Below are 17,728 nucleotides of genomic sequence, written 5' to 3' on the forward strand. Positions count from 1 at the left end.
ACAAAAAGAAACAGGCACAATTTCTTGTGCCTGTTGGGGGATTATTTTGTCGGAGCAGGTTGTACGGCAGGTTTCTCTTTTTCCAGCTTCGCGAGATCAAGCGCGATATGCACCGTCTCGTCCAGATACGGATCGGGCTCCTGGTAATCCTTAGGCAGATCGTCCAGTTTTTTGAGCAGAGGCTTGCCTTCACGTTTGAAGCGATCGTTGATACGCGCCAGACGTGTCGCGTCATCTTCATTGTTCTCTTTCTCACGCTGGGCGTAGTTCAGAGAGACAATGTTCCGTTTCGCTTTCAGAGCGTTGAAACGCGCGATGTCCTTCATGATGTACTGGAATTCCGGATCCTTCCCGATGCGGTCGTTGTGATTTTTCAGCAGTTCCGGACCGAACTGTTTCATATCACCCGATTTCACGAATGTCGCGGCATCAATGCTATCCCACGGCAGCGCGTTATCTTCAAACTTCTCGCCCGTTTCCGTCTCTTCGGTACCTGTCGGCATCATGATGTCCGGCGTCACGCCTTTGCGCTGCGTACTGCCGCCGTTAACACGGTAAAACTTCTGAATGGTGTACTGTACTGAGCCCAGCGCCGGCCATTCAGGACGCAGCATCTGGTCGTAAATACGGTTCAGAGAGCGGTACTGCTGAACGGTGCCCTTGCCAAACGTCGGTTCGCCGACGATTAACGCCCGGCCGTAATCCTGCATGGCAGCAGCGAAGATTTCCGATGCAGAGGCGCTGAAGCGATCGACCAGCACCACCAGCGGACCCTTATAGTAGACCACGCCATCGGTATCGGCATCTTCACGCACTTTACCGTTGTTATCGCGCACCTGAACCACCGGGCCAGACGGGATAAACAGCCCGGAGAGCGAGACGGCCTCGGTCAATGCCCCGCCGCCGTTGCTGCGCAGGTCGATGATCACACTGCTGACATTCTGCTTTTCAAGCTTCTGGAGCTGCACTTTTACATCATCGGTCAGGCCAACGTAGAAGCCAGGGATATCCAGAACGCCAACCTTCTCTTTACCCACGGTTTTCACCGACATTTTCACCGCGCGATCTTCCAGACGGATACGCTCACGGGTCAGAGTAACGATACGGGTTTTGGTCCCCTTTCCGGCAGGCAGGATCTCCAGGCGAACTTTGCTGCCCTTCGGCCCTTTGATCAACGCAACTACGTCATCAAGTCGCCAGCCAATCACGTCCACCATGCTCTTTCCGGTTTGACCTACACCGACAATACGGTCGCCTACGCTGATCGCTTTGCTTTTCGACGCAGGGCCACCGGCCACCATGGAGTTGATAACGGTGTAGTCATCATCCATCTGAAGCACAGCACCGATACCTTCCAGAGACAGGCTCATTTCGGTATTGAACTGTTCGGTGTTACGTGGAGAGAGATAATTAGTGTGCGGATCAATTTCGTGCGCAAACGCGGTCATCGCCAGCGAGAAAACATCTTCACTGTTGGTCTGCGCCAGACGACGAATTGCGAATTTGTAGCGACGGTTTAACGTCTCACGGATCTCTTTCTCGTCTTTGCCTGTGAGCTTGAGGCTCAATTCGTCATATTTGACTTTTCCGTCCCACAGCGCATTCAGTTCAGCCTCATCTTTCGGCCATGGCGCTTTGCTGCGGTCCAGATTAAAGGTGTCGTTGCCGGTGAAGTCCATCGGACGTTCCAGCACTTTCAGCGCGTATTGATAACGCTCAAAACGGCGCTTTTGCGATAAGTTGTACAGATCGTAGAAAAGATCCAGCTTTCCGGAGCGCAGCTCATCACCCACTTCGGATTTGCGTTTAGCGAACTGTTCGACATCGCTGGCCAGCAGTACGTTATGGCTGTAATCCAGCAAGTTCAGATAACGGTCAAAGATTTTGGCCGAAAAGGCCTGATCGAGATCGAACTGACGATAGTGCGAACGAGTAAAGCGCGAAGTCACGCGCTCACTCACCGTCGCGTGCTGAGTCTCTTCCTTGAGAACCGGAATTTGATCAACACGCGTAATATCGTCCACAGCGAAAGCGTGGCCTGTTATAGCAAACAGGCCAGCCAGCGCGGTGAGCTTAAAAAAAGTGTTCATGCCAGGCTCGGCCTCCGTTTCAGAACAACAAGTGTTCTGCGCGTACAATCATTGACATACCAGAAGTCAGCTGTACACGAACGCCATCTTTGGTGATTTCCAGTACGGTGGCATCCATCGCATTGTTACCCGCTTTAACCTTCAGAGACTGACCTACGCTCAGGGCGTTGATGTCCGAAACTGGGGTGTGGCGCGGCTCTTCGCGCGGCGCACGTGGGGCTTTAGCTGCTGGTTTGTCAGCACGCGGTTTGCGATCGTTATTTTCAGTACGACGCGGTGCCGGACGCGGTTTACGCTCGCGACGAGGGGCGTCTTCCTGACCGTTTGCCGCTGCGGCTTCGCGTTTTTTGGCCTGCTGTTCAGCACGCTGTGCCTGAACGCGAGCTTTGGCTTCTTCAAGCTGCTTACGCGCATGTTCTACGTGCTGCTCGTCCAGCTCACCACACGGGTTGCCGTCAAGGTCGACACGGGTCGCACCCGGCTTGATACCGTACAGGTAACGCCAGCTCGAGGTATAAAGGCGCAAGGCAGAACGAAGCTGCGTTTTGCTGAGGTTCATCTCCCCCTCAACGCGCGCGACCAGATCCTGAAAGATACCGACTTTCAGAGGACGCGCTTCACCTTCAGCGCTGAAGCACTGCGGGAAACGCTCGGCCAGAAATGCGATAACTTCTTTACTGCTATTCAACTTAGGTTGATTTTCCATGAAATTTCCTGATTACAACGGACGTTGCCAACAAGCGCAGGCATGAACAGGCGACATTATAATGACGCTATCAGTAAATGCTACGTTATCCGTTGATTATCCTGCGACGCTCGCAAAGAATTTATGATAATCGGTCTCTGCCAGAACATTTTCCAGGTTTGCGGCCAACGCGCGCAACCCCTGCTCATCCTCGGCAGTAAAGCGGCTGAAGACCGTGCTGTCGATATCCAGAACGCCAATAATCTGATTTTTAACCACCAGCGGCAGTACGATTTCAGAATTGCTGCTGGCATCGCAGGCAATGTGGCCGTCAAACGCATGTACATCTTCGACACGCTGAACCTGACGGGTCGCCACTGCGGTACCGCACACGCCGCGACCTACCGGGATGCGTACGCAGGCGAGTTTCCCCTGGAAAGGCCCCAGCACCAGCGTGTCGCCTTCCAGCAGATAAAAGCCCGCCCAGTTCACGTCAGAAAGGCGTTCGAACAGTAACGCACTGGTATTTGCCAGAGTGGCTAAGAAACTGGTTTCCCCTGCCATTAATGCCTTAAAATCGCGATTCAGATCCGCGTAGAATTCTGTTTTGTTCATTATTCAATCACTTAGTTATCTTACATAATTACCGCATAGCCTATTAAAATAAGCATTAAATGCGCTCATGCTCAAGATGAATCCGTTCATGAGTTATTATAACTTTCAACAATACTTATCTGTGTGCGACTGATGGCCCTAAAAACACCCCAAATTACGCCGACAAGAAAGATCGTTGTCCGTACGGTAAGCCAGGCTCTGCCTCGTGCACATTATCAGCGTTGTCCCCAGTGCGATACGCTTTTTATGTTGCCGAAGATGAAATCGCACCAAAGTGCTTTTTGCCCTTGCTGCGATGCCAAAATTCGCGATGGCCGGGACTGGTCATTGACGCGTCTGGCGGCAATGGCGGTTACCATGCTGCTGCTAATGCCGTTCGCCTGGACCGAGCCGCTGTTAAAGCTCTACCTGCTTGGCGTGCGTATTGACGCTAACGTATTGCAGGGGATCTGGCAGATGACGCGCGAGGGCGATCCGCTCACCGGCGCTATGGTGCTGTTCTGCGTCGTCGGCGCACCGCTGGTGCTGGTCGCGGCAATTGCCTACCTGTGGTTTGGCAACATTCTGGGGATGAACCTGCGCCCTGTCCTGCTCATGCTGGAAAAGCTCAAGGAGTGGGTGATGCTGGACATCTATCTGGTGGGCGTCGGCGTGGCCTCCATTAAGGTGCAGGATTATGCGTTTTTACAACCCGGCATTGGCCTTTTTGCGTTTATTTCACTGGTCCTGCTGAGTATTTTGACCCTGATTCATCTGAATGTTGAACAGCTTTGGGAGCGATTTTACCCTCAGCGTCCCGCGACCCGACCTGATGAAAACCTGCGCGTCTGCCTGGGGTGCCATTACACCGGTTTTCCGGATAAACGCGGGAGGTGTCCTCGCTGCCACATTCCGTTAAGATTGCGGCGCAACAACAGCCTGCAAAAATGCTGGGCGGCGCTTATCGCCTCACTGATATTTTTATTCCCGGCCAATATGCTGCCGATCTCCGTAATTTATGTGAACGGCGCCCGACAGGAAGATACTATCCTTTCGGGGATTATCTCTCTGGCGCACAGTAACGTGGGGGTTGCCGCCATTGTGTTCATCGCCAGTATTCTGGTGCCCTTTACCAAAGTGGTGGTGATGTTTACGCTACTTATCAGCATTCACTTTAAATGCGAACAAGGACTACGCACCCGCATCCTGCTTCTGCGATTCGTGACCTGGATTGGTCGCTGGTCGATGTTGGATCTGTTCGTGATTTCGCTGATGATGTCGCTCATCAATCGCGATCAGTTACTTGCTTTTACCATGGGACCCGCAGCTTTTTATTTCGGCTCTGCGGTGATATTGACTATTCTTGCAGTGGAATGGCTGGACAGCCGCTTACTTTGGGACGCACATGAGTCAGGAAACGCCCGCTTCGCCGACTGAAGCGAGAATTAAAACAAAACGCCGCATTTCGCCATTCTGGTTGCTGCCTGTCATCGCGCTGATGATCGCAGGCTGGCTTATCTGGACGAGCTATGAAGATCGCGGAAGTACCATCACGATTGATTTCCAGTCTGCGGACGGCATTGTCGCCGGACGTACCCCCGTTCGCTTCCAGGGGGTGGAAGTGGGTACCGTGCAGGATATTTCCCTCGGCAAAGGGCTGAACAAAATCCAGGTCCGGGCGAGCATTAAGTCTGACATGCAGGATGCCCTGCGCGCCGAAACGCAGTTCTGGCTGGTCACGCCTAAAGCCTCCCTGGCCGGCGTTTCCGGGCTGGATGCGCTTGTGGGCGGTAACTATATCGGCATGATGCCTGGCAAAGGTGAGCCACAGGATCACTTTGTTGCGCTGGATACCCAGCCGAAATATCGGCTGAATAACGGCGATCTGATGATCCACCTCCGCGCGCCGGATTTGGGCTCGCTGAACAGTGGTTCTCTGGTCTATTTCCGCAAAATTCCGGTTGGCCGCGTTTACGACTACGCCATTAACCCGAACAAAGATGGCGTAACCATTGATGTACTGATCGATCGCCGTTTTACCAACCTGGTAAAAAAAGGCAGCCGCTTCTGGAACGTCTCCGGCGTCGATGCTGACCTGAGCTTAAGCGGTGCGAAAGTGAAGCTTGAGAGCCTGGCGGCGCTGGTGAATGGCGCTATCGCCTTCGACTCACCTGCTGACTCCAGCCCTGCCGCCGCAGAGGATACCTTTGGTCTGTACGCCGACCTGGCACACAGCCAGCGCGGTGTCATCGTCAAGTTGACCCTGCCGGATGCCAAAGGCCTGAAAGCCGGTTCGACCCCGCTGATGTACCAGGGTTTAGAGGTCGGGCAACTGACAAAATTAACCCTCAACGCGGGCGGCTCCGTTACCGGCGAAATGACGGTGGATCCGAGCGTTGTGGACCTCCTGCGGGAAAAAACACGCATCGAGCTGCGTAATCCGAAGCTCTCCCTCAGCGACGCCAGCATCAGTTCCCTGCTGACGGGAAGCACCTTTGAGCTGATCCCCGGTGAAGGTGCGCCGAATAAAAACTTTGTCATCGCGCCGGCGGATAAAGCTCTGCTGCAAAAACCGGGCGTGTTGACGGTTAAGCTGAATGCGCCGGAAAGCTATGGTATCGAAGCCGGTCAACCGCTAATCCTGCACGGTGTGCAGGTGGGTCAGGTTCTGGAACGAAAGCTGACGGAAAAAGGGGTCTCCTTCTCCGCCGCCATCGATCCGCAGTACGGCAACCTTGTGCACGGCGACAGTAAATTTGTGGTGAACAGCCGGGTCGACGTGAAGGTGGGTCTGGACGGCGTTGAGTTCCTCGGCGCCAGCGCCAGCGAGTGGGTTAACGGCGGGATCCGCATTCTGCCGGGCAGCAAAGGCGCGCTGCGTGAGAGCTATCCACTGTTCGCCAATCTGGACAAAGCCATTGAAAACAGCCTCGGCGACCTGCCGACCACCACGCTGACCTTAAGCGCTGAAACGCTGCCGGATGTCCAGGCAGGCTCCGTCGTGCTTTATCGTAAGTTTGAGGTCGGAGAAGTGATCACCGTTCGTCCTCGTGCGGACGCGTTTGATATCGAACTGCATATCAAGCCGGAGTATCGCAAGCTGCTCACGCCAAACAGCGTGTTCTGGGCTGAAGGCGGCGCGAAAGTGCAGCTCAATGGCAACGGGCTGACCGTACAGGCGTCTCCCCTCTCCCGTGCCCTGCGCGGTGCGATCAGCTTCGATAACCTGAGCGGCGCGGGCGGCAACATGCGTAAAGGTGACAAGCGGATCCTCTTCCCGTCTGAAACCGCGGCGCGCGCCGTCGGGGGACAGATTACCCTGCACACCTTTGATGCCGGTAAACTGGCAGAAGGCATGCCTATCCGCTATCTCGGAATTGATATCGGGCAGGTTCAGAAGCTGACGCTGATCACCGCGCGCAATGAAGTTCAGGCTACCGCCGTGCTTTATCCGGAATATGTACAGACGTTCGCCCGGGCAGGCTCGCGCTTCTCGGTGGTTACGCCGCAAATTTCTGCCGCAGGGGTTGAGCATCTCGACACCATACTTCAGCCGTACATTAACGTTGAACCGGGTCGGGGCAACGCGCGTCGTGAGTTTGAGTTGCAGGAGGCGACCATCACCGATTCCCGTTATCTGGACGGTCTGAGCATTGTGGTTGAAGTACCGGAAGCCGGTTCGCTGGGCATCGGTACGCCGGTCCTGTTCCGCGGTATTGAAGTGGGGACAGTAACAAGCCTGACGCTGGGTAATCTGTCCGACCGCGTGATGGTCGGCCTGCGCATCAGCCAGCGTTATCAGCATCTGGTTCGCAACAACTCAGTGTTCTGGCTCGCTTCAGGCTACTCGCTGGACTTCGGCCTGACCGGTGGCGTGGTCAAAACGGGGACCTTTAACCAGTTCATTCGCGGCGGCATTGCCTTCGCGACGCCGCCTGGCACGCCTCTGGCGCCTAAGGCGCAGGCAGGAAAACACTTCCTGCTGCTGGAAAGTGAACCGAAAGAGTGGCGCGAATGGGGAACGGCGCTGCCGCGTTAATCTCGCAGGCTCCGGTGTCAACGCGCCGGAGCCTTTATGTTACACTGCGCGCCTGAATGTTTCCCTGTGGTGTGCCCGTGGCTCAAAACTCCGTATTTCTTCCTGAACAATTCCTCGCACAGATGCGCGAGGCGCTTCCTGCTCATCTCTCTTTCGACGATTTCGTCGCCGCCTGCCAGCGCCCTTTGCGTCGAAGTATTCGCGTCAATACGCTGAAAATCAGCGTCGGAGCGTTTCTGGATCTCGTCTCCTCCTACGGCTGGCAGCTGACGCCGGTGCCGTGGTGTGAGGAAGGGTTCTGGATCGAGCGGGATGACGAGGAGAGCCTGCCACTCGGCAGCACCGCCGAGCACCTGAGCGGGCTGTTTTATATTCAGGAAGCCAGCTCCATGCTGCCGGTTGCCGCGCTGTTTGCCGACGGAAACCAGCCTGAGCGGGTGATGGATGTCGCGGCGGCGCCGGGCTCTAAAACCACGCAAATTGCCGCCCGGATGAACAACCGCGGCGCGATCCTCGCCAACGAATTTTCCGCCAGCCGCGTCAAAGTCCTGCACGCCAATATCAGCCGCTGCGGGATCCACAACGTCGCGTTAACACACTTCGACGGTCGCGTGTTTGGCGCTGCCTTGCCGGAAGCTTTTGATGCCATCCTGCTCGACGCGCCCTGCTCCGGGGAAGGCGTAGTGCGTAAAGATCCTGATGCGTTAAAAAACTGGTCCGTTGAAAGCAACCTGGAGATCGCCGCCACGCAGCGTGAACTGATCGACAGTGCGTTTCATGCCCTGCGCCCCGGTGGAACGCTGGTTTACTCCACCTGCACGCTGAATCGCGATGAAAACGAGGACGTCTGCCTGTGGCTCAGGCAACGCTATGCGGATGCCGTCGAGTTTCTGCCGCTGGACACCCTCTTCGATTCGGCCAGTCACGCGGCCACCCCTGAAGGCTTCCTGCACGTCTTCCCGCAGATTTACGATTGCGAGGGGTTCTTTGTCGCACGACTGCGTAAAACCCGCGCCGTCGATCCGCTGCCTGTCCCTAAGTTTAAGGTCGGCAACTTCCCGTTCGCGCCGGTCAAAGGCCGTGAGGCGGCACAGGCGCAAGCGGCTGCCAACAAAGTGGGACTGCACTGGGATGAGAGCCTGCGCCTCTGGATGCGTGACAAAGAGCTGTGGCTGTTCCCGGTCAACATCGAACCGCTGATTGGTAAGGTGCGTTTCTCCCGCCTCGGTATTCGCCTGGCGGAGATCCACAACAAAGGCTATCGCTGGCAGCACGAAGCGGTCATTGCGCTGGCAGGAAGTGAGAACACCTTCGCCCTGACGCATCATGAAGCGGAAGAGTGGTATCGCGGTCGTGACGTTTACCCGGAAGACGGCCCGTCACAGGATGAAGTCATCGTGACGTATCAGGGCTATCCGCTCGGGCTGGCGAAAAAAGTCGGCTCGCGGCTGAAAAACAGCTATCCGCGTGAACTGGTACGCGATGGTCGCCTGTTTACCGGTAACAGCCGCACTGACTGAAAAAACGCATTTTTTTACTGGCGATTTCGCTCTCCTTGTCTAGGATCAAAAATGGATGACTGCACTGGTCATACCAGATTTTGGGCAACAAACCGGAGAGCATTATGACGAAAACCAGCGTACGCATTGGCGCTTTTGAAATCGACGACGCTGAATTGCGCGGCGAAGCACAAGGCGAACGAACGTTAAGTATTCCCTGCAAATCCGATCCGGATTTGTGCATGCAACTGGACGCCTGGGATGCAGATACCAGCGTCCCGGCGATCCTTGATGGGGAACATTCCGTTCTGTACCGTGAACATTACGACAGTAAAACCGATGCCTGGGTCTTGCGTCTTGCATAACCCAAAGAGAACCCGCCCGAAGGCGGGTTATTTATTACTGAAGCTGCGCCAGCGTCAGAAAGCCCCCGAACACCGCTCCCGTATCAATGTAGTGCAGATTGTTGAAATCGTAGCGCTTGTCCACAGGCGTATGTCCGAACCAGAAGTGATCCGCACCGCTAATACCCTGCCCTCTACCCACCATAAAGCCCATTAACCGGTCGCGATCCCACAGCACCCGCTGGGCATCTACCGGCTTATGCCAGGCATATTCGGCGGCGGGATAATCCGCATGAGCAATCACGTTCAGACCGTTCTTGCAGGTTATTTCAATAATGTGCGGTAAGTCCCGACACGCGTCGAGTAAATCCTTCGCCTGCTTTTGTTGAGCGACCGTAAGCCCGGTAAACCAGTTACCGCCATTTATCGACCAGAGACTAAAATCATTATTTTCAAGCGCATCTAACGCCATTTGCTCGTGATTACCGCGCACCGCATAAAACCACTTTTCCTGCATCAGCTGTAAACATTTCATGCTGTCGGGACCGCGGTCGATAATATCCCCCACCGAGATCAGCAGATCCGCATCAGGATTAAAATGCCGTCGTTTAAGCTCATCCATAAGCCACTGATAGCAACCATGAATATCGCTGACAACCCAGACATGACGCCAGTGTTCTCCCTCTATTTTCTGATACATAACGCCTCCTGTAAGAAGTATAGCTGCCACAGAAAATGTCATGAGCCGATGATGGATATCGCGAATCCAAACAAACCATAAACCAGCCGGAAATAAAGATCGCTGCGCTATTAATCCCTTATTCCCTGGCCTTTAAAATAATGCGGAATAAAAAGAGGGATTTTCACGTGTCAAACATACACCTGCAAAACGATGTTTTTTATCCGCATCGCACAAATATTATTTCTGAACTGGTGAGAGGGAAACGCGTTCCCGGCCCAATCTGGCACAAACGTGATTACCGGTTAAAGTTCCTTCTGCGCTCGCTTTTATTCTGGTCCTCCACCCATCGCATGCTGGAGGCGCTATCCGGGCGCGATGATTTCGACAGGCTGATCACCTCTCAAATTACCTTGCCGAGCAAAACTCACCGCCAGTATCTGATGCGTGGCCTGAACTCAAACGACCGGGCCGATGCTATCGTCAGCCACTATCAGTGGATTGATAGTCTGAAAAATACCGCCCTCGCCCACGCGCTGACCAATCCGCAAGAGGTGCCGGTTGTCCGGTTCGAGGCAAAAAACGGCGAAATCTATACCGTCCACGCCTCGTCCGCAGGTAAGGCTGAACGTGAAGGCGAAAGCACGCTTTGGCTGCATGACAATGACAACACGCTGCTTGCCAGCCTGACGTTCTGTGTCGCACGCAGTAACGGCCGTATGGTGCTGGTGATCGGCGGCCTCCAGGGTCCACGTCGTCATGTTTCACGGGAGGTGATTAAGCAGGCTACCCGTGCCTGCCATGGGCTTTTCCCGAAACGCGTGCTGATGGAGGTGATCTTCCAGCTTGCCTCACGCTCGAACATCAGCGCGATTTTTGCCGTCAGCGATGAAGGCCATGTTTTCCGCGCGCTGCGCTACCGTCTGAGCAAAGGGCGTCATTTTCACGCCAGCTACGACGAGTTCTGGGAAGGCCTGAACGGAAAGAAACTCTCCCCCTTCTGCTGGCAGTTGCCGCTCCAGATGGAGCGTAAAGCACTGGAGGAGATTGCCAGCAAAAAACGCGCCGAATACCGTCGCCGCTTTGCGTTACTTGATGATATTGCGGCTTCCGTACATGCGCGCATTGATCCCGCACTCGTCTCAGGCAAAATACAAACAAAAATTTAACAAAACAGCCAAAAAGGACTGGACTTACGCCTGCCGGGTTGTGGTATGTTTGAAGCAGGCGCACAGGAAGTGAACCTTCTGCTGAGACGAAAACCGGATTTTATCGTTTATTTTCATGCAGATAAAAAGAGACCGAATACGATTCCTGTATTCGGTCCAGGGAAATGGCTCTTGGGAGAGAGCCGTGCGCTAAAAGTTGGCATTAATGCAGGCTCAATCGCCTTGCCCTTTAAGAATAGATGACGACGTCAGGTTTTCCAGTCCACAGTAAAAGTGGTCTGAAAAAAAGCGTCAGAACATCACTAAATGTGAAAAACCGCAGAGCTTTTACAAGCACCTGCGGTTTTTTTTACTGGAAACCTGACGGCTAGCAGAGCTTTTTAGCGCGCTCAATAAACGGTGCCAGACTCTTCTTCTGCCCGGGGTTTGCCGGGTCATCCACCTGGATCACGCTGACAGGCTGTCCGTTACTTTTCCCGCTGGCAACCTGCTGCTCCGCTACGTCATTTAACGGATACTGCACGAGCGTACTGGGATTGATGACATACAGCGCGTTACCGGGACGGCAGGTGAGCATGACCTCTTCACGATTAAATGCCCAGTTGTCCTTACCCACTTCAAACCGGCTGACGGTGATGACCTGCGGCGCGGCCAGCGCACTGCTGGCACAGGTGAGAAGTAAAAGAGAAAGCAGTGTCTTTTTCATAAGTTATTAAACCTTGTCAGAAGGGTTCCCAGGTCGCGAACAGGCTGACGGCCGCCAGTACCAGCGCGCCCAGCACCACTTCTGCCTGTGTCATCCTGATAAAAATCTGTTGTTCCCGCCCGGCATCAGGGCGAAAGCGTGGCACAAGAAAATACCGATTCGCCAGCGCAATTGCCACCATCATGATGACCAGCGCACATTTGAACAACAACAGCCGTACATAAGGCGCTTCCCACGGCACGTCTATGCCCACAATAAAGAGCGTATTGATTATCCCGGTCAGCAGCACGCCCGCCACGGCGTAATGCCCCACACGGGAGAAGCGCATCATGGTAAAGATTGCGGCTGGCTGCCAGCGGCCTTTCGCCAGCCGCATACAGAACAGCAGCGGCAGTAAACCGCCCACCCAGGTGGCGGCGCAGAGCAGGTGAAGCGCATGGTTCAGACGATGCAACGCACCCGGCGCGCCACCGTTCATCGCGGCATGTCCCACGCCCGCCAGCAGCACCAGTTGCCCCATCGCGAGCAGTAACAGCCGTGAGCCCTTTTGCGGGGTAAGCCATGCAGCACCCGCGGTCACAGCGGCCAGCACCATTTGCCACAGCCAGACGCCACCAAACTGCGTGCCCAGCACGCTGCGCCAGACCGCCGGGCGAATGACATCACCCCAGCCGTTGCCCATTAACCCACTTTGCAGGCCGAACATCAGCAGAGCAGCCATCAGGCTGATTAAGGCCGCGATATTCTGCTGGCGCTGGAAACGCTGCGTCATGAGGCGCTGCAACGAAGACGGTGCAAACCAGACACTGTATAGCGCGTTGCCGAAAAGTAGTATCAGCGCAACAAAATGGATAAAGCGAAACGCTACGTAGCTCAGGGCCAGCATACTATTTCACGCTAAAGTGATAGCTGCCCTTGGTTTTGTGGCCGTCCACGGAGACCACATGCCAGTCCACCGTATAGGTGCCGGTCGTCAACGGTTTCTCAAGAGGAACAATCAGCTTTGCGTTATCCTTCTCGTCACGCTTCACCGCGCCGATCTGGATTTTGTGCTGCTGCGCGTCCGTCACCACGACGCCGCTGAAGGCAGGTTCAATGCCTTCCGAGAAATTCAGGGTAATGACGTCGGGTGCCGTCGCGACGGTATTTTCCTGCGGGGATTGTTGCTTAAGGTGCGCATGGGCCAGAGCTGATGGCGCGATTGCCGAAGAGAGCAGAAACACCAGCGCACACGCGACGCGGGAAGGGGTAAAGTGCATCACAATCATTCCTTTTCGTTATGCCTGAATGCTAAAGAATAACTCTGTATAATTAACGAGTCGAGGAACATCCTTTGCTCCCTTGTCATCGTTGAACAATCGCGGTAACGTTGCCGCCGCAGAAAAAGGAGAAGGAAATGAACGTTAACCTGGCCGCCCTTCCTCAGGACGAGATGGACAAAGTGAATGTCGATCTCGCCGCCGCGGGGGTCGCATTCAAAGAGCGTTACAACATGCCCGTCGTGGCTGAAGTGGTAGAGCGTGAACAACCCGCGCATCTGCGCGACTGGTTCCGCGAACGTCTTATTGCGCATCGCCTCGCCTCCGTTAATCTCTCGCGCCTGCCGTACGAACCTAAAGTTAAATAAGCTTAACGTCCCGTTACACTTCCTTACGCGTTATGTGGCAGGATAAGAAAACCCTGATAAATTTAGGTGTAATCTTAAAATCCCAGCGACTTAGTGTATAAGGAAGTCACGATGTCACGATGGACTATTGCCGCGGCTCAGTATGCTCCGCGGCACAACTGTGTTGATGAGCACATAAAACATCACCTGCACTTTATTGCCGAGGCTGCCTCGCATGGGTGCGATTTAGTCGTCTTTCCGGAGCTTTCGCTTACCGGCCCTGGCGGAACAACCTTACCCCCACCCCCTGACGATTTGCAGCTTGCCCCCCTCCTTCACACGGCGCAGTCACGTTTCATCACGGTGATTGCCGGTATTACGCTCCAGCAACAGAAAGGACTCGCGCTTTTCACCCCTAACCTGTCGACCATCCGGCGCTATCCGCAGGGTAACGGTGCGGGTGTTATTCCTGGCAATAAACGGTTAACCATCGTTGATAATCAGGCTGACGCCCCGGAACTGGACCCAGAGGCAACGCTGTTCACCAGCAGCCTGGCGGTGGGTGAGCAACGCTGGCGGCAATCCATCAGTTCGTTACAACGCTTCGCGCATAAGTACGCCATCGCGGTATTAATGGCGAACGCGCGCAGCGGTAGCGCGTTATGGGATGAAAAAGGTCAGCTGATCGTGCGTGCCGATAAGGGAGAGTTGCTGTTAACCGGTTCTTTGGGCCGACAGGGTTGGCAAGGGGATATCATTCCATTAGGCTAGGCATTTTAGGATCAGGAGCGATCAATGCTGCGCGTTATCGATACCGAAACCTGCGATTTGCAGGGTGGAATTGTGGAAGTCGCCTCTGTCGACGTGGTTGACGGAAAGATAGTCAATCCAATGAGCCACCTGGTGCGCCCGGACCGTCCCATCAGTGCGCAGGCGATGGCAATTCATCGCATTACGGAATCGATGGTGGCGGATAAGCCGTGGATTGAAGAGATCATCCCTCTTTACCACGGTAGCCAGTGGTATGTCGCCCATAACGCCAGCTTTGACCGCCGCGTGCTGCCGGAGATGCCCGGTGAATGGATTTGCACCATGAAGCTGGCGCGCCGTCTGTGGCCGGGGATCAAATACAGCAATATGGCGCTGTATAAGTCGCGCAAACTAAGCGTGCGGACGCCGGAAGGGCTGCATCATCACCGCGCCCTCTATGACTGCTACATCACCGCAGCGCTCCTGATTGATATCATGAATACTTCCGGCTGGACGCCGGACGATATGGCGACCATTACCGGCCGCCCCGCCCTACTGACCACCTTCACGTTCGGTAAATATCGTGGAAAACCGGTATCGGAAGTGGCGGACAACGATCCGGGCTATCTGCGCTGGCTGTACAACAACCTCGACAGAATGAGCCCGGAACTGCGCCTGACGCTGAAGCATTATTTAGGCGAAGCCTGAGTTCCCGCGCGGCCTGGCAGCGTATCCTGCGCCAGGCCAATCAAAAAGGCGTACTCCAGCGCCACCCCTTCATAGGATTTAAATCGCCCTGATTTCCCTCCGTGCCCCGAGTCCATATCGGTACACAGCAGCAGCAGATTATCGTCAGTTTTTAGCTCACGCAGCTTCGCCACCCATTTCGCGGGCTCCCAGTACTGCACCTGGGAATCGTGCAGGCCGGTGGTCACCAGCATATGCGGATAGGCTTTCGCCTCGACGTTATCGTACGGGCTGTACTCTTTCATGTAGCGGTAATAGGTTTCATCCTGCGGGTTCCCCCACTCCTCAAACTCCCCGGTGGTCAGCGGAATGGTTTCGTCCAGCATGGTCGTCACCACGTCCACAAACGGCACCTGAGCGATAACGCCTTTAAACAGTTCAGGCCGCTGGTTTACCACGGCTCCCATTAACATGCCTCCGGCGCTGCCCCCCATGCCAAAGCAGAGTTGCGGATCGCCATAACCCTGCGCGATCAGCGCATCGCAGACATCAAGGTAGTCATTGAAGGTATTTTTCTTTTTGAGAAATTTTCCGTCTTCATACCAGTGCTGACCCAGCTCGCCGCCGCCGCGAATATGGGCAATCGCATAAACAAAACCGCGGTCGAGCAGGCTCAGCCTGCTGCTGCTGAAATCGGCGTCCATGCTGGATCCGTAGGAGCCGTAACCGTAGACGAGGATGGGGTTTTTACCTTTGTTGAAGTGATCCTTGTGGTAGACGAGAGACACGGGGACTTCAACGCCGTCGCGCGCGGTCACCCACAGGTGTTCACTGCGATAATTTTCCGACTCAAATCCCCGGACCTCAGCCTGTTTAATCACCTGACGCTGCCCGGTGTCCATATCTAGCTCAAACAACGTGTCCGGGGTAGTCATTGACGAATAGCCGTACCGCAGGCGGGACGATTCCGGTTCCGGGTTAAAGCCGATCCACGTCACGTAAGCCGGGTCATCGAACGCAATGCCCACCACTTCGCGGGTTTTGCGGTTGATTTGGCGGATACTGGTCAGTCCGCGCTGACGCTCTTCCACCACCAGCCAGTCGGTAAACAGGGTGAACCCCTCCAGCATCACCTGATCGCGCGCAGGAATTAACACTTCCCACTTCCGTTCATCGCGCACTTTGGTTTTATAAAGGCCAAAGTTTTTGCCCTCGCGGTTCGAACGCAGGTAAAAGCTGTGCTGGAAGTGATCCAGACTGTACTCATGATCTTTACGGCGCGGCAGGAAGCATAACGGCTGGGCATCCGGCAGTTCGGCATCCAGCAGCAGCACCTCAGAGGTGGTGGCGCTGGCAAGGAAGATAATCACGTAGTGGCGAGACGAGGTTTTATGCAGGCTGACGTAGAACGTCTCGTCTTTTTCTTCATACACAAGCTCATCGTCGGCGGAATCGGTCCCCACCGTATGACGCCAGACCTGATAAGGCAGCAGCGTTGAGGCATGCTTTTTAACGTAGTAGACCGTTTCTGAATCGTTACCCCAGACGAAATCGGGGGAGACATTATCCAGCATTTCGGGATACCAGTTTCCCGTTTCAAGATTGCGGAAACGCAAACCGTACTGGCGGCGGGAGAGGTAATCCTCAGCCAGCGCCATAATGGCGTTATCGGGGGAAATGGACATGCCGCCCAGCGTATAAAACTCACTGTGGGCAGCACGTTTGTTAGCATCCAGCAGGATCTCCCATTCGTCCCACTCGGCGCTCAGCACAGACTGGCGCTGGTAGATGGGATATTCGTTTCCCGGCTCATAAATATGGCGATAGCGATAACCGTTTTTGCACCACGGGGCAGAGACATCACGCTGGGGGATACGCTGCACCATTTCGTTCAGGAGCTGATCCTGAAGCGCCTGCTGGCTGGCCATGACCTGGCGGCCATAGTCGTTTTCCTCGTGCAGATAGTCGAGCACCTCTGGCCGGGAACGAGAATCGTCCCGCAGCCAGTAGTAGTTATCGATACGCGTATCGCCATGCGTGGTGATCGCATAAGGAGTACGTCGGGCTTTTGGAGGCATGGCATTCTTACTTTTTCGTTTTACATCCTATAAGGTTGGCAAAACACGCGTATGATGCAAGCGAAACATGGCCTTCTAGCCCGCGAGGGTCTGCTTCTGCTGCTGAATATCCTGCTCAATTCCCTCACGAACGTCCTGTGGGATCTTCAGCGCATCACCCAGGGCGTTCAGGTAGCTGCGCTCCATAAAGTGATCGATATCGATGGCGGCACAGCTCAGAAAATAGAGTTCCAGCGCCTCTTCTTCGTTTTTCACGCTTTGCGCCAGACGCTGCGGATCGAGCGGCTGTTCGATGGCCTGCGCCACCAGCGCCCTGCCCTGCTCCTCAACGCCCGCTTCCCGCATCTGCTGTTCAATTGCGGCACGTTCACTGGCATCAATATGCCCGTCGCTCTTGGCTGCAAAGACCAGGGCGAGGATCAGACGCTCGGTGCGTAAATCTAACGGCGATACCTGCTTCCCGTACTGCGGTTCATCCTGATGCGCGTTGCGCACCTTGTCTTTGTATTTGTTCCATAAGACGGAGCCTGCAATAGCCCCTCCGCCCGCCAGCAGCGCGCCGGTACCGTATTTGGTAAGCAGTTTCCGCGATGATTTATTGGCAACCAGCAAACCGGCCAGCCCGCCGAGCGCACCCGGCACAAGCAGCTTGCTCAGACCCTGCTCGCCGGACGACGAGCCTTTTTGTCCCAACAGGGATTGCAGTTGATTCATCCAGCCTGACATATTTTTCCTCACGTAACAGTGCGTAACCTTCACAGCCTAAGCGAGCGGGTGTCAGGAAATGTCTGTCAGTGCTAAA

Annotated in this window: 18 protein-coding genes; 9 read left to right on the forward strand and 9 right to left on the reverse strand. The window is 55.0% G+C overall.

All coding sequences use genetic code 11. The features are described 5' to 3' along the window. Positions 1-41 precede the first annotated feature (41 nt). The 3 genes from prc to IM282_RS11885 all read right to left on the reverse strand — a co-directional run bounded on the left by prc (position 42) and on the right by IM282_RS11885 (position 3,390). The gene (prc, locus tag IM282_RS11875; RefSeq protein ID WP_003859896.1) at positions 42-2,090 is read right to left on the reverse strand and encodes a carboxy terminal-processing peptidase; all 2,049 of its coding nucleotides are present in this window, start codon (positions 2,088-2,090) and stop codon (positions 42-44) included. A gap of 19 nt (positions 2,091-2,109) precedes the next feature. After that, on the reverse strand, positions 2,110-2,796 hold the full coding sequence (proQ, locus tag IM282_RS11880) for an RNA chaperone ProQ (RefSeq protein WP_003859895.1): 687 nt from the start codon (positions 2,794-2,796) through the stop codon (positions 2,110-2,112). Positions 2,797-2,892: 96 nt separating this feature from the next. Next, a complete protein-coding gene (locus IM282_RS11885; RefSeq protein ID WP_006811006.1) occupies positions 2,893-3,390 on the reverse strand; it encodes a GAF domain-containing protein in 498 nt (165 codons plus the stop codon). Between the two features lie 132 nt (positions 3,391-3,522). Between IM282_RS11885 and yebS the strand changes: the two genes are divergently transcribed. The 4 genes from yebS to IM282_RS11905 all read left to right on the forward strand — a co-directional run bounded on the left by yebS (position 3,523) and on the right by IM282_RS11905 (position 9,272). Further along, a complete protein-coding gene (gene yebS / locus IM282_RS11890; RefSeq protein ID WP_022648459.1) occupies positions 3,523-4,806 on the forward strand; it encodes a membrane integrity lipid transport subunit YebS in 1,284 nt (427 codons plus the stop codon). Beyond that, positions 4,775-7,408: a PqiB family protein gene (locus IM282_RS11895; protein ID WP_022648460.1), complete on the forward strand. Its 2,634-nt coding sequence runs from the start codon at positions 4,775-4,777 to the stop codon at positions 7,406-7,408. Before yebS ends, IM282_RS11895 begins: the two co-directional genes overlap by 32 nt. A 56-nt stretch (positions 7,409-7,464) precedes the next feature. Then, the gene (gene rsmF, locus IM282_RS11900; protein ID WP_126314965.1) at positions 7,465-8,928 is read left to right on the forward strand and encodes a 16S rRNA (cytosine(1407)-C(5))-methyltransferase RsmF; all 1,464 of its coding nucleotides are present in this window, start codon (positions 7,465-7,467) and stop codon (positions 8,926-8,928) included. A 104-nt stretch (positions 8,929-9,032) separates the two neighbouring features. After that, positions 9,033-9,272 carry a YebV family protein gene (locus IM282_RS11905; protein WP_006811010.1) on the forward strand — a complete coding sequence of 80 codons (240 nt, stop codon included), beginning with the start codon at positions 9,033-9,035 and terminating at the stop codon, positions 9,270-9,272. A 34-nt stretch (positions 9,273-9,306) separates the two neighbouring features. On the opposite strand, the gene pphA is transcribed toward IM282_RS11905, so the two are convergent. Further along, entirely contained in the window at positions 9,307-9,951 is a 645-nt protein-coding gene (gene pphA, locus IM282_RS11910) for a protein-serine/threonine phosphatase (RefSeq protein ID WP_192970424.1), read from the reverse strand. 167 nt (positions 9,952-10,118) lie between these two features. Here pphA and IM282_RS11915 point away from each other — a divergent pair, with 167 nt between their 5' ends. Together IM282_RS11915 and IM282_RS11920 are read left to right on the forward strand one after the other, a co-directional pair. Beyond that, positions 10,119-11,099, forward strand: a complete 981-nt coding sequence (locus IM282_RS11915) for a VirK/YbjX family protein (RefSeq protein WP_126314967.1) — start codon at positions 10,119-10,121, stop codon at positions 11,097-11,099. A 45-nt stretch (positions 11,100-11,144) separates the two neighbouring features. After that, positions 11,145-11,342, forward strand: coding sequence for a hypothetical protein (locus IM282_RS11920; RefSeq protein WP_032609507.1), 198 nt, complete (start codon positions 11,145-11,147; stop codon positions 11,340-11,342). Between the two features lie 124 nt (positions 11,343-11,466). On the opposite strand, the gene IM282_RS11925 is transcribed toward IM282_RS11920, so the two are convergent. Genes IM282_RS11925 through yobA form a run of 3 tightly spaced genes read right to left on the reverse strand, consistent with a single transcriptional unit; the run spans position 11,467 to position 13,064 of the window. Further along, complete coding sequence (locus IM282_RS11925) at positions 11,467-11,805, reverse strand: YebY family protein (RefSeq protein WP_022648464.1); 339 nt, start codon at positions 11,803-11,805, stop codon at positions 11,467-11,469. A gap of 16 nt (positions 11,806-11,821) precedes the next feature. Continuing rightward, positions 11,822-12,691, reverse strand: coding sequence for a copper homeostasis membrane protein CopD (gene copD / locus IM282_RS11930; RefSeq protein ID WP_023300432.1), 870 nt, complete (start codon positions 12,689-12,691; stop codon positions 11,822-11,824). Position 12,692: 1 nt separating this feature from the next. After that, positions 12,693-13,064, reverse strand: a complete 372-nt coding sequence (gene yobA, locus IM282_RS11935) for a CopC domain-containing protein YobA (RefSeq protein WP_163346777.1) — start codon at positions 13,062-13,064, stop codon at positions 12,693-12,695. Positions 13,065-13,201: 137 nt separating this feature from the next. Here yobA and IM282_RS11940 point away from each other — a divergent pair, with 137 nt between their 5' ends. The 3 genes from IM282_RS11940 to exoX all read left to right on the forward strand — a co-directional run bounded on the left by IM282_RS11940 (position 13,202) and on the right by exoX (position 14,869). Further along, positions 13,202-13,432, forward strand: a complete 231-nt coding sequence (locus tag IM282_RS11940) for a DNA polymerase III subunit theta (protein ID WP_003859784.1) — start codon at positions 13,202-13,204, stop codon at positions 13,430-13,432. Positions 13,433-13,543: 111 nt separating this feature from the next. Continuing rightward, the gene (locus IM282_RS11945; protein ID WP_192970425.1) at positions 13,544-14,182 is read left to right on the forward strand and encodes a carbon-nitrogen hydrolase family protein; all 639 of its coding nucleotides are present in this window, start codon (positions 13,544-13,546) and stop codon (positions 14,180-14,182) included. 24 nt (positions 14,183-14,206) lie between these two features. Beyond that, the gene (gene exoX, locus IM282_RS11950; protein WP_022648468.1) at positions 14,207-14,869 is read left to right on the forward strand and encodes an exodeoxyribonuclease X; all 663 of its coding nucleotides are present in this window, start codon (positions 14,207-14,209) and stop codon (positions 14,867-14,869) included. Here exoX and ptrB read toward each other — a convergent pair. Next, positions 14,851-16,926: an oligopeptidase B gene (gene ptrB / locus IM282_RS11955; protein WP_022648469.1), complete on the reverse strand. Its 2,076-nt coding sequence runs from the start codon at positions 16,924-16,926 to the stop codon at positions 14,851-14,853. The two genes, exoX and ptrB, sit on opposite strands and share 19 nt — an antisense overlap. Before the next feature lie 75 nt (positions 16,927-17,001). Next, on the reverse strand, positions 17,002-17,652 hold the full coding sequence (locus IM282_RS11960) for a tellurite resistance TerB family protein (protein ID WP_022648470.1): 651 nt from the start codon (positions 17,650-17,652) through the stop codon (positions 17,002-17,004). Positions 17,653-17,728 lie beyond the last annotated feature (76 nt).

Origin of the sequence: Enterobacter cloacae complex sp. P29RS (genome assembly GCF_014893445.1) — a bacterium.
GTDB lineage: Bacteria > Pseudomonadota > Gammaproteobacteria > Enterobacterales > Enterobacteriaceae > Enterobacter > Enterobacter intestinihominis.